Annotated in this window: 10 protein-coding genes; 1 reads left to right on the top strand and 9 read right to left on the bottom strand. The window is 37.0% G+C overall.

Annotated features, from left to right (window positions below; all coding sequences use genetic code 11):
- Position 1: 1 nt before the first annotated feature.
- Both FC60_RS02005 and FC60_RS02000 read right to left on the bottom strand, forming a co-directional pair.
- Positions 2-1,900 carry a DUF6020 family protein gene (locus tag FC60_RS02005; RefSeq protein ID WP_056936842.1) on the bottom strand — a complete coding sequence of 633 codons (1,899 nt, stop codon included), beginning with the start codon at positions 1,898-1,900 and terminating at the stop codon, positions 2-4.
- Positions 1,897-3,477, bottom strand: coding sequence for a peptide chain release factor 3 (locus FC60_RS02000; protein ID WP_056936841.1), 1,581 nt, complete (start codon positions 3,475-3,477; stop codon positions 1,897-1,899). Before FC60_RS02000 ends, FC60_RS02005 begins: the two co-directional genes overlap by 4 nt.
- Positions 3,478-3,660: 183 nt before the next feature.
- Here FC60_RS02000 and FC60_RS01995 point away from each other — a divergent pair, with 183 nt between their 5' ends.
- Entirely contained in the window at positions 3,661-4,872 is a 1,212-nt protein-coding gene (locus FC60_RS01995; protein ID WP_056936840.1) for an LCP family protein, read from the top strand.
- A gap of 46 nt (positions 4,873-4,918) precedes the next feature.
- Here the strand turns inward: FC60_RS01995 and FC60_RS01990 are convergent, their stop codons facing one another.
- The 7 genes from FC60_RS01990 to FC60_RS01960 form a co-directional block, all read right to left on the bottom strand.
- A complete protein-coding gene (locus FC60_RS01990) occupies positions 4,919-6,022 on the bottom strand; it encodes an AI-2E family transporter (protein ID WP_056936839.1) in 1,104 nt (367 codons plus the stop codon).
- Positions 6,019-6,951 carry a glycosyltransferase gene (locus FC60_RS01985; protein WP_056936838.1) on the bottom strand — a complete coding sequence of 311 codons (933 nt, stop codon included), beginning with the start codon at positions 6,949-6,951 and terminating at the stop codon, positions 6,019-6,021. The genes FC60_RS01990 and FC60_RS01985 overlap by 4 nt, the downstream gene beginning before the upstream one ends.
- A gap of 68 nt (positions 6,952-7,019) precedes the next feature.
- Positions 7,020-7,553: a hypothetical protein gene (locus FC60_RS01980; RefSeq protein WP_056936837.1), complete on the bottom strand. Its 534-nt coding sequence runs from the start codon at positions 7,551-7,553 to the stop codon at positions 7,020-7,022.
- A 60-nt stretch (positions 7,554-7,613) separates the two neighbouring features.
- Positions 7,614-8,945, bottom strand: a complete 1,332-nt coding sequence (locus FC60_RS01975) for an NlpC/P60 family protein (RefSeq protein WP_056936836.1) — start codon at positions 8,943-8,945, stop codon at positions 7,614-7,616.
- A 207-nt stretch (positions 8,946-9,152) separates the two neighbouring features.
- A complete protein-coding gene (locus tag FC60_RS01970; RefSeq protein ID WP_056936835.1) occupies positions 9,153-10,562 on the bottom strand; it encodes a glucosaminidase domain-containing protein in 1,410 nt (469 codons plus the stop codon).
- A 136-nt stretch (positions 10,563-10,698) separates the two neighbouring features.
- Positions 10,699-11,769, bottom strand: a complete 1,071-nt coding sequence (locus FC60_RS01965) for an acyltransferase (protein ID WP_056936834.1) — start codon at positions 11,767-11,769, stop codon at positions 10,699-10,701.
- Positions 11,766-13,190: a flippase gene (locus FC60_RS01960; protein ID WP_056936833.1), complete on the bottom strand. Its 1,425-nt coding sequence runs from the start codon at positions 13,188-13,190 to the stop codon at positions 11,766-11,768. The genes FC60_RS01965 and FC60_RS01960 overlap by 4 nt, the downstream gene beginning before the upstream one ends.
- Positions 13,191-13,231 lie beyond the last annotated feature (41 nt).

Genomic DNA, 13,231 nt, shown 5'->3' with positions numbered 1-13,231 from the left:
TTTATCCTTTCGACCTCTCCTTAAGTACATAGGTAGCCATTATCGGAAGACAAGCTAAAGCCCCAATAGTATATCTGGTATATCCATTTATCGAAGTTGCAGTATACAGATCAACCATAAAAATTAAAGGAATGAAACCTAAAATAATATATTTATTTCCTTTATCCCACCCATATGCCACTAAGAAAATCGTTGCCCATAAAGTAAAACCAACGTTTAAAATTAGTGAAATAAGCGGGAATGAAAGATATAACTGTATAACGACTAGGAAACTAGTTCTTATCTTATTACTAAAAATTGGTTGATAATTAGAAAACCAAGAAGGTTGCACTATTTTATTAAACCTGGGATCATTAATAAATAAACCATTGTAGTTCCCGGAATCCATAAATGGGTTAAGATAATGACTATTAGCAGCTAAGTATACTGCAACATATTGAAGCGGGTGATGAATTCCTACTTTAAACCATGTTAATAGATATTTTTTTACTTCTATTTTTTCCCTATCAGTAGTGACGATAGTTTTCTCTTTATTATTTATCTCCTCTATCAATTGATTGTTATTAATAAAAGTATTCATAGGGTACAAATTTTTTATTTCATCGGCATTATTAAGATTAAATGTTTTTTTAACCTCATTTAACGGAGTGATCCGATTAATGATCTTTTTATCTTGCTTGCTTATTGAATTCCCGTCATTAATTAATACATAACTTAATTGTCTTGTTGGTACTGTTAAAGCTTCACTTATTGATCCTGTAATAACTTTTCTTTGTTTTAGATACATATTCCATGAGAAAGCCATACCAAGAATTATAACCAGACTACCTAAAAGATAAACTATTTTTTTCTTCAAAAACAAAGAATATATTAATAAAGATAAGCAAGAAATAAAAACGATATACTTAGAATCATTTCTAAATTCCATAAATAAAAAAGAAATCACCACAAATAAAAAATAGAGTTTAAAATTACTGTTTTCTTCCCTAATATCATCTATGATCTTTATAAATATCAAGCAGAAAGCCGCACATAATGAATAGTATATTGAACTTTTATCAATTGTAATGGCATAAGTACTAAAAATAGGACTAGCGAAGATTAAAAATGAAATTAGTCCACCAATTTTTCCAATAGTATTCCAAACATATTTAATAACTGATGAGTAGATAGTAGATGTAATACAAATTTGCAAAATAACAACCGAGAATACACCAAAGTTCACACCTGCTATTTTTCTTCCAATACTAAAAGCTCCACCAAAAATCAACGTGGTAAACCACGGGTGGTGGTTCGTCGGAACATAAGTAAACTTTATGTAAGTTAATTTAGTTCCTTCATATTCACAAAATTGGCGCATAGCATCCCAGCTCACTTGTCCAGGAAAATATACTATAATAACCAAAGCCCAACTTATTAGGAGTGCTATTAGGATTACCCAGTAATTAGATGACTGGTCCTTTCTAACCAAAACAGGTAAATATTCTCCAATAATGCTATTTAAATTAGTAAAGATAAACCACCAACTTAAAAATGCTACTATTGTAAGTATTAGGTTAGGAAAGCTTTTTAAATAGTACAATCCTTTCAAATATAAACCATTCACATTTTCATTGATTTGACCTGCGCTCAGTATATATGAAATGTTATACAAAAAAGAAAATAAAAATCCTACTACACTATCCCTTTTCTTTATTTTAAAGTTTCTTCTTATCCCCAAAAAATATATTATGATTACCAAAGAAAGAGAAAACATCACCATTATCTGATTAGTATATAAAAATCTATCAGAAGTTGATAATTGCGCAGGATAACCTATTTGGATTCCTATTGAAGATAAAACAAGGGATAGTAACTTGAATTTATTGCTATTTTTTAAATCATTTGAAATATTACTCACAACTTCTTCTCCAACTCAACATCTGGATACTTCTGCTTAAACCAATTTTCCGCGAATTGGTTCTCAAATAGGAACAACGGCGCTCCATTTATATCCTTAACTAAAATATTCCGTGTCGACGACATCTTAGGATCTAACTGATCCGGATTAATCCACCGGGCAGTTTTATTCCCCATTGGTTCCATAATCACTTCGGAATTATATTCGTTTTGCATCCGGAATTTGAAAACTTCAAATTGTAACTGTCCAACGGCTCCTAAAATGTAATCATTCGTAGTGTAACTAGTATATAGTTGCACGGCCCCTTCCTGAACTAATTGATTAATTCCTTTATGGAAGGACTTTTGTTTCATCACATTCTTTGCCGATACTCGAACAAACAATTCAGGGGTAAATTGTGGTAACTTTTCAAACTTAATTGGGGTCCTTCCGGTATAGATGGAATCTCCTATTTGGAAATTACCGGTATCATACAAGCCGATAATATCACCAGCAACCGCCGTTTCAACGTTTTCGCGCGTATTAGCCATAAATTCAGTGACGTTTGAGAGCCGTAATGGTTTCTGTGTCCGTTCCAAGGTCACATCCATGCCCCGATCAAATTCCCCCGAACAAATTCGTACAAAGGCAATCCGATCCCGGTGCTTGGGATTCATGTTCGCTTGAATCTTAAAGACAAAGCCCGAAAAATCAGTTGATAATGGATCAATCGCTTCCCCTGTCTCGGTCTTGTGTGCACTTGGAGCCGGTGCATATTGTAAGTATGTTTCCAAGAAAGTCTTAACCCCAAAATTAGTTAAGGCCGAGCCAAAGAAAACAGGGGTTTGATCACCAGCTGCAATTTTGTCAGCCGAAAATTCACTCCCGGCTTCATTGATCAGTTCCATACTTTCCAGGGCATCCGTCCATTCTCCAGACCCAGCTAATGGATTTTCACCAATTACTTTTCCTTGGTCGTTCAATGGCAAGTAGGGATTAGCTTCATCTTGAGGGTGAGTTAAGGCCACCCGATGGTTATGACGATCGTAGACCCCCATGAATTGCCGACCCATCCCAATTGGCCAATCCATCGGATAAGTTTCAATACCCAAGGTCTCTTCAATCTCATTCATTAAATCTAGGGGTTCACGAGCATCTCGATCGTATTTATTTATAAAAGTAAAGATGGGAATCCCCCGCATCTTACAAATCTGGAATAGTTTCCGGGTTTGTGGCTCAATCCCTTTAGCACCATCAATCACCATAACGGCAGAATCCACTGCCATCAAAGTTCGATAAGTATCTTCTGAAAAATCTTCATGCCCGGGAGTATCTAAAATATTAATTCGCTTGCCAGCATAATCGAATTGCATCACGGAACTAGTGACCGAGATCCCCCGCTTTTGCTCAATTTCCATCCAATCCGACTTGGCAAAGTTATTACTTCCCCGTCCTTTAACGGTCCCAGCTTCGCGAACCACGCCTCCGAAGAGCAGTAATTGTTCCGTAATGGTGGTTTTTCCAGCATCGGGGTGGGAAATAATCGCAAAGGTCCTTCGTTGATTGACCGCAGTGGCTAGGTTTTGCTTACCTGTCATGACTTGCTTCCTTTCATGCACATAATCTTTCTCATTATATAATACTTAAAAGCTAATTACTATATTCATTAAAAAGTCATCGATCTTCTTGATAAGTTCTTCTTAAGTTCTAGAATAGTGGATTGATAAGTCCCGTCGCTTGTGCTAAATTACAATAGTTAAGTAAAAATTAGAGGTATTATCATGAATAATGATTTTGAATCTCGATCTGGTTATCGGCATAATCGCAATGATCAAGAGCCAACTGGATCGAATCCACGACCACCTTATCACAATAGTAATCGAGTTTACCGAGTGATTCGGCGTGTCGTTGTCATCTTTGTCTTGTTGATCGCGGTCTTAGGTGGTTATGAATACTATCAATTGCAACAAACCGCTTCGAGTGTTTTTTCGAACTCAGCGAAAGTTTCTAAAAAACTCCGGGAAGGTAAACCCATCTCTATTTTAGCAATGGGAACCGATGAAGGGGCCCTGGGTCGTTCTGAATCCACTTGGGGTGACGGAAATACCGATTCAATTGAATTAATCACGATTAATCCGAAAAAAGAAACAATCACCATGACCTCAATCCCTCGGGATACCTTAGTTAAGGTTACGACTTCGGATGGTGATACTGAATACGTTAAGATTAATGCTGCCTACTCAATTGGTGGTGCTAAACAATCCGTTAAACAAATTAAGGAATTACTTGGCGTGCCAGTTGATTATTATGCTTTAGTTAACATGAGCGTTCTCCAAAAGATTGTTGATGCTGTCGGTGGGGTTGATGTTGATAATCCATTTAAGTTTACTTATGAAGGTCATACCCTCAAAAAAGGTAAGCAACACTTGAATGGTAAAAATGCTTTGAAATACTCGCGGATGCGTTATGACGATCCTAATAATGACTACGGTCGTCAAAAACGGCAACAACAGGTCATTGGAAGTATCATCAAATCCTTCAAGAAGAACGCTTCCCTGAAAGCCTTTAATAAGATGCTAGATGCCGTGGAATCTGGTGTTAAAACTAATATTCCATTAAGCGGTGTTTCAACGATCTATTCCAACTATAAGGTTGCTATGAATAACGTTAAGACCTACCACTTTATTGGTAAGGATGCGACGATTGATGGCACCTCATATCAAATTGCTTCTACTAAGGAAATTAACCGGGTTTCAAAATTAGTACGCCATGCCCTTGGCTTAAAAGCTAAGAAGGTCACTAATAACGAAACGAAGTTGTATAACTATAATGTTAACTACACTTCTTATGATGGGTACAACAATACTGAATTTACGATCCCATCGAGTTCCAGTTCATATGGATCTTCTTATGGGACTTCGAGCTCTTATGGAAGTTCTTATGGTACAACTTATGGTTCAACATATGGAACTAGTACTGGTTACGGATATTGATAAATTAAGCGCCTTGCTGGATTTGCTCCGGCAAGGCGCTTTTGACTTATTCTTGTTTTTCAGATTGTAATTGCCAAATATTCCAGAAGTAGATTACCACGGTTCGAATAACCGCATAGAAAGGAATGCATAAGATCATCCCTGGAATTCCGGCGATATTTCCTGCCGCTAGTAATAGCACGATAATCGTCAATGGATGAATCTTAAGCGAGCGACCAATAATGTTGGGATAGATAATGTTCCCATCAATTTGTTGGACGATGACTACTACGACAATCACCCAAATAATTTTATTAGGGGCAATGGCAATCGACACTAATAAAGAGGGCGCAATCCCAATATATGGGCCCACATATGGCACCATATTAGCAATTCCGGCAATGACACCTAAAACAATGGCCAGCGGTTGATTAATAATTAGATAGCCAATCGAGGTGGCAATCGCCACAAATAAGCACTCAATGGCCTGCCCCGAAATATAACTTGATAAAGTCCGATTCATCTGATGCAAAAGATCACTAACTTCTTGCGAACGTTGCGGACTGAAAATCTTTTGGATACTTGGGACTAGCTTAGGGCCATCCTTGAGCATATAAAAGAGCATCACTGGCACGGTAATCGTAATAATAACCGTACTGGTGATCGTTCCAATAATTGAGCCCGCACTAGACGATAAAGTCGTCACAGCTTGTTTCGCAAAGCGAGTTAAATATTGATTAATTTGATCGTAATAAGCAGATAGGTCAATCTGTTTAACCCATTTGTAGTGCGACCATTGATTGATGAGCTCTTGTCCCTGCTTGGCGGCGCCTGGTAGCCATTGAATTAACTGATTAAATTCGTTAATTACTGAAGGAATCAAGGCGCTGATCCCCCCAACCACCAACAAAATCAGCAATAAAACAATGAATAGACTCGCTAGGGAGCGTGGAATCTTGAAGGGACCAATTCTTAGCTTCATGATTAAATTCATCAAGGGACTTAACATGTAGTATAGAAACACTGAAATAATCAAGGGAACAAAAACCGCAGAAACAAAAGTAATGATTGGTTCTAATACAAACTGTAACTGACTACCAACCCATAAGAGCCCCGCTAAAATTAATAATTCTAGTGACCAAAAGAGAATTTGTCGATGTTCTTTTATCATTTCTTTTCCTTAATAATATAGATTGGCCGGTTTTTTACCTGCATGTAAATTTTCCCGATGTATTTGCCGATAATTCCGATACAAAGTAATTGTAAACCACCTATCATTAAAATAATACAAACTAACGAAGCCCAACCAAAGGTACTACTGGAAGGAACTAAGAGTCGTCGAATAATAACGACAATGATGCCTAAAATGGATAGGCCGAAAGCGCCACTCCCTAACCAAACGGCCATAGAAAGCGGGGCTTGAGAAAAATCAATGATGCCGTCCATAGCATACGAAAATAGTTTCCGCATGGACCAACCTGTGGTCCCCACTACCCGTTCAATATTTTGATATTCCAGATATTTAGTCTTAAAACCGACCCAAGAAAAAATACCCTTGGAAAAGCGATCATATTCGGTCATTGAAAGAACCGCATCAACCATTTGCCGCGTCATCATCCGAAAATCACGAGCTCCATTCACGATATTGGTATTGGAAACTTTATTGATCACGTCGTAAAACTTATCACTTAAGAATGACTTAAGTTTCGTCTCACCAGTTCGCGTTGTCCGCCGAGTACCTACACAATCATAATCCGTTGTGGTTAGGATTTGATACATTTCCGATAAAAATGATGGGGGATCCTGCAGGTCAACATCCATTACCACGACATAATCACCTGTAGAGGCTTGAAGACCTGCGTACAGGGCGGATTCCTTTCCAAAGTTCCGTGAGAAGGTCACATAATGAACCCGTGATGGTTCTTCTAGATGCAACTGTTTCATTTCGGCTAATGAATTATCTTTTGAGCCATCATCAACAAACCAATATTCAACATCTAATCCCTCGATTTTATTAACAACTTTTTCGACAGCTGGATAAAATAGTGGAATCGATTCCTGCTCATTATAGCAAGGAACAATAATTGATAATTTATTCATAGCCTCTCCTTTAAATAAAAAGACGATACCTAATCGTACCGCCTTTTATTATACCTAATCAATTAATCTTATTGAACACCATATTGGCTAACTGTATATGATACTTGTTGACCATTAACCGTTCCAGATAAGGTCCAAGTATTATCACCGTTGTATGAAGCTGCTAAGTTATCCACCGCATCGACCTGACTTTGCGTGGTTGACGCATCTTGTTGATTATTACCAGCTTGATTTCCAAAGTGTTGCTTCAATACCGTCCGCGCATCAGCAGCCGTAAATGTAGCAACTTCCGTCGACGTTGATGAATTGGAACTAGTATTAGTCTTGTTGACACTTTGTGCACTAGCAGAAGTCGAACTACTATTCTTAGTAGCAGAACTAGAATTATTGCTACTTGTTTCTGAGCTGCTGTTGTCATCACTAGTTGCATCTTTGCTAGTTGAACTCGAGCTCTTTGAACTCCTCTTAGCAACTTTATGCGAGCTTACTGAATCAGCATCACTCGTCGTGGTTGAGTTGTCAGTTGCACTCTTACCGCAGGCAGCTAAAGACAAAACTAAAGCAACAGCTGCCATTGATGTAAACATCTTATTTTTTTTCATAATTTTTCTCCCTCTGTATTTCTTACCCGTATTTATTATAACAGTTTTCAAGACAAACCTCTATTGTCCAATCACTACATAATAACTTGGTGCGAAGTATTTTTGGGAATTAATCTTAACCACGTCACCAGGTTCTGGCGCATTAATGTATGTCCCATCACCTAAGGAGATAGCGACGTGGTATGGCGCACTATCACTACCGAAGAAGAGCAGAGCCCCATATGGAGCAGCCGAAACATTTGAGTAAACATGCGTTCCAAGCGTTTGTTGCGTGTAAGTCGTCCGGTAGGCTGAACTTAAGCCATAAGCCCATTGAACCAAACCAGAACAGTCAAAGCCGGCAGTTGTGTTACCACCCCAGACGTATGGAATACCTAATGCAGTCATAGCCTTGGCAACAGCAGTGGTAGTAGCATCACTAGTTACGACACCATTAGCATCAGCAGTATAAGTAGCTCCATTAACCGTAAACGAAGTGTTTGTGACCTTTAAGTATGTTGAAGGATCAAAGTAGTACGTTGATCCCATCCAGTCATATAATCCCGAAACAATTCGACCATCACTACCAAACATGTACCAATCACCCCATTGGGATTGACGGTAGTCATTATCTACTCGAAGGTAAGTTGTTGGATCAAAGTAGTAGTATGTCCCGGCCCATTGTTGAACTCCAGTTTCGATCTTACCGTCGTCACCAAAAAGGTACCAGTTACCCCATTGTGATTGACGATAATCATTATCTACCCGTAAATAAGTCGTTGGGTCAAAGTAATAGTAGGTCCCGGCCCATTGTTGAACTCCACTCTGAACTTGTCCATTAGAGCCAATCTTGTACCATTCCCCCCATTGAGATTGGACATAATCGTCTTGAGTATGCAAAGTATATGTATCAGTATCAAAATCCCAGTAACTTCCTGCCCATTCTTGAATTCCAGAAAGGACATTCCCGTTATCAGTTAAATACCAATTATAACTTGATGAATCTGTACTTCCAATAGTAGGTAAGTATGAGTATGCTCTACCCTCAGTAGTCGTTCCATCTTCATTATAGTATGTATAACCAGTAGACGTTTCTTGCCAACCAGTAGTTGCTGAAGACGCTGCTGTACTACTAGAAACCACAACTGAGCTAGAACTAGCAGCAACAGATAAACTAGTTCCTTGACTTGAAGTACTTGTTTGCAAGGTTACTGATGAAGCACTGGTTGCTGAACTAACCGTAGTTGTTACAGATGAACTTGCAACAGTATTGTTATCAGTACTTGCAGTTGTATCAGCATTAGCGGTTACATTCGTAGCAACTAATCCAGCTACTACTGCAACTGCAGTTAGAGCAGCTGTCTTCCATTGCTTTCCACTTTTATATAACTTGTAATGCTTTTTAGTATCCATAAATTAAACAATTCCTTTCTAGACGTTTAGGTCTATGAAACTTCTATGTTTTTTCTTGATGTTAATACTTTAGCATACTTTCTAATGTTTTCTTTAAATTCTGGCAACTTGTTAACCAACAATAATTTTTGTAAAATTCATGAAATGTTAATGTAACAAAAAAGTGAACGAATTAACGTTCACCCAACGGAAGAATATTCACATTAATTAGAAAGCAGCATAATCCCAGCTGGTTAACCCATATGTATTGATTACATTATTTAAACTAGAAGCATAAGTAGTCGCGGTCGCATACCCATCTTGTTGAAGTAACGAAGTCACAGTTGCATAATTAGTTTGCCACAGCAAATTACTATAACGGCTATTGCTATATAAGAAGTTTCCGTGATCAACAACACTTTCATAGTAACTTGGGTAGTATCGAAAGGCCGCATTTACGTAATAAACGGAACCACTTGAAGTTTGTTCAGCCGTCCTCATTGTGATTGATTGGCCATTATAGCTACCCTTAATTCCAAATAAATTATGTCCTTCAGTAGCTAAAGCCGATTGTCCCCACGCACTTTCTAAAATGGCCTGAGCTGCAGTAACTGATGGCAAAACACCATATTGTTTCCAACCATCAATTGCCGCTTGATAAATGCTTAATAAGAATTGAGAATGATTAGTAGAACCTGTTACAATTCCTTCTGAATCAGCTTTTAAACTCATTCCGTTATATTCAAAAGTCGTATTGGTAGCCTTCAAATAAGTAACTGGATCAAAGTAATAGTAATGACCATACCATTCAGTTAAGCCAGTCACAATTTTACCATCATCACTAAACATGTACCAATCACCCCATTGCGATTGGCGGTAATCGTTATCTACCCGAAGATACGTAGTTGGATCAAAGTAATAATATGTCCCAGCCCACTTTTGAACACCGGTTTGAATCTTTCCATCATCACCAAACAGATACCAATCACCCCATTGCGATTGGCGATAGTCATTATTTACCCGAAGATACGTAGTTGGATCAAAGTAATAATATGTCCCAGCCCACTTTTGAACACCAGTTTTGATCTTACCGTCGTCACCGAATAAATACCAATCACCCCATTGTGACTGACGATAATCGTTATCCACCCGAAGATACGTAGTTGAATCAAAATAATAATAAGTTCCGGCCCATTGTTGAACTCCAGAAAGTGCTGTTCCGTTTTCAGTTAAGTACCAGTTATTATCACTAGAGTTTGTCCCGTTAATGGTTGGTAAATAAACGTAATCACGACCACTAGAAGTTGTACCATTAGTATAATAAGTCCAAGATCCTTGATCATTTTGGACCCAACCATTTTTTACATCGCTAGAAGACGATGCAGTAGATGAGGAACTAGCTTGAGAGGATGTGCTAACCGTAGCTAACGTTACAGATTGCGCCGAAGTTATAGCAGAACCAGAATTAGTCGCTACCTGATCAGATGCTGAACTATCACTATTGGCATTAGTAACTTCATCAGCATTGGCATTAGTAGATAAAGCCGTAATTCCTAACGCAACTGTAGCTGTAGTGATAGCTGCAATTGCCCACTTCTTCCCGCTTTTATATAATTTAAACCGTTTTGAACTCCCCATCTATATTCTCCTTATTCACTATAAAAATTCTATTAAAAAGTATAACTAACTTTTCAAAAAAAAATAACCCCTTCTCCCAACTTGTAAAGCAATTGAAAAAGGAGTCGATTTTTTGTTAATGATTTGTAATATTAAACTAAGGTAATATATATTTAATAAATTTAATCTTCTTGACCATAATTACCAGTATTGTCAGAACTGCATATAGAACAAAAGGCCAAAGGTATATATGGATAGGGTTTTGTAAAACCTGATAGTAGTGGTTCCAATATTTTGGCGTTGCATGAAAAGCTAGCCAATCTAACAATTGTAGGAACATCGGATGTAAAATATAAATACCTAATGATGCTGAAGATAAAACTGAAAACCATTGATGCAGAAAGTCAAATCTTTGATGGTCACTAATATATTCACAAACACGTTTAACTATAAAGTATAGCGCAAAGGTGTAAAACATTGTTGAAATATTATTAAACAATACATTTTGCATTTTCAAAATATCATTAATAATGTTTGCAATAAAGGTCACCACACCGAAAGCGATAAATATATTTTCTATTTTATTTGAAAAATAATTAACCTTTATCAGATATCCCATTGCAAAATACCCTAACCAAGATGATACCAAGATTGGCACGCTTAAGTTACCACTGGTCAAATCAAAATGTTTCAACCCAAATAAGTATGGAAAAACACCAACGATAATCAAGTTTATATAAACAATATAAGCAATCAAATTATGATGTTTTTTTGTCAAAACGGAAAGTACCGGAGTAGCAATATAAAGTTGAATGATAACATAAAAGAACCAAAATAAACTGTTTATTTTATTATCGATAAACGATTGGATAAAGTTATGGAGAGTAAAAATATTATGATGAAAAACACCCGGGAAAGCATAGTAGTTATGACCATACCAGTAATAAAAGATACTCCATAATAGAAAAGGGATTAACACCCGACTTACTCGTTTCTTAAAAAAGGTTTCAGTACTCTGACGATTTCGATAATCTAACAGCATAGCACCAGAATTCATTAAAAAAATCCCAACCGCAGGTATAAAAATGCTTTGTAAAATATTGCCAATTATCGTAACTCTAAGGTTAGGATCACCTTGATAGGCAATTTGGGCTGTATGCTGAACTAAGACACCAAATATTGCTAAGCAATTTAAAACATCAATATACAATAATCGTTTACTTTTCACGACTTTCTCCCCATTAACTCAATCGCCATTTTTACAATTGGTGCTCGGATAATCCAAACGCTGCCAACATATACTAATGCCCCAGTTGCAATCTCAAGTGCTAAGGTAAAAATATTCATCGGAAGAATTTGATTTAAACCATAGACAGCACTAAACATTACCAATCCGCATAACAAATATTTCCAGAAACCAGAAAATAATTTCCGCCGACTAATAGTCGTTCTGATACACCACAACTGGAATCCAGTCACGGTTAATTCTGATATAACCGTTGCCATCGCAGCTCCGTTTGCTTTATAAGCATATATTAAAAATAAGTTAGCAATCACATTTACTACCGCACCAGCAGTAACTGACGCCGTATATTCCTTAACCCTATCAATTGGCATTAGGTACTGATTCCCGGTAACCGTACTCCAAGCAATTAGAACAATGATTGGCGCTTCAATCACCATAATCAATCCGGTATCAACATATTGCGATCCTAAAAACCATGGAGCGAACTTAACAGCAATCGCCATTAAACCAAACATCATCGGTATCGAAATTGCAGTAACAAAATCAAATGACTTATATAAACTATCTCTAACTCCTTTATAATCATGATTAGCAAATTTTTGAGCAACATTAGGCAACATAACAGATCCTGTCGCGGTTGCCAAAGCTAAAATTAATTTTACCAATCGATCAGCATATGTAAAATTCCCTAAATCAGCAGGTGTGGCCATATGCCCTAACATTAACCGATTAACAACCAAATAAATTTGAGTGGTTATAGTAGGAACGAACAACAGAAAAGCAGGATAGAAATGATGGAAGGGGTGGATATCTCGAAATGGTATCCGAATAATCATCTTTTTTAAATACGGCCATAGTGTCAGATTACCTAGAACCTGTGCCAATCCAAGTAATAGAATATATTTCCATAAATCAGCACTAGATTTAACTACAATAAAAATGAAGGTAATGGTTATGATTTTAACAAACGTATTTCTAATTACTGTCTTCTTAAAATCCTCCATTCCCATAAAAAACCACGAAACATCTAAAGCTGTCGCAATTATCCAAAGAGTCTGTAATAAGAAATATTCTTTAAAAGTGGTACTAAAGATAAATACAGCAATTAAGTATGCCAAAAGCGAAATAGAGATTGTAAAAGTTTGTAATAATTCAATTTCCCAAAAGGTCTTCGATCGTTTATATTTATCATTGCGATGATATGCAACCTCTCGATTGCCATATAGAATTACCCCCATTTGACCGATTAGATAAAAAAAAGTCACCCAACTATTGGTATACTCATTAATCCCTGTGTAGTGTGCACCTAGCACACGGGAAATATATGGGGTTGTAATTAACGGAGTAAACATCAGTAGAACCTGATACCCCGCGTTATAAAGATAGTTTTTAATAACTCTCATTACTGAGAACCTCATTTTGTTTATTGATAACCTTTATATTT

It is taken from the genome of Limosilactobacillus gastricus DSM 16045 (assembly GCF_001434365.1).
Classification (GTDB): domain Bacteria; phylum Bacillota; class Bacilli; order Lactobacillales; family Lactobacillaceae; genus Limosilactobacillus; species Limosilactobacillus gastricus.
The sequence above is the reverse complement of the archived record's forward strand: the minus strand, read 5'-3'. Positions and strand labels throughout refer to the sequence as shown.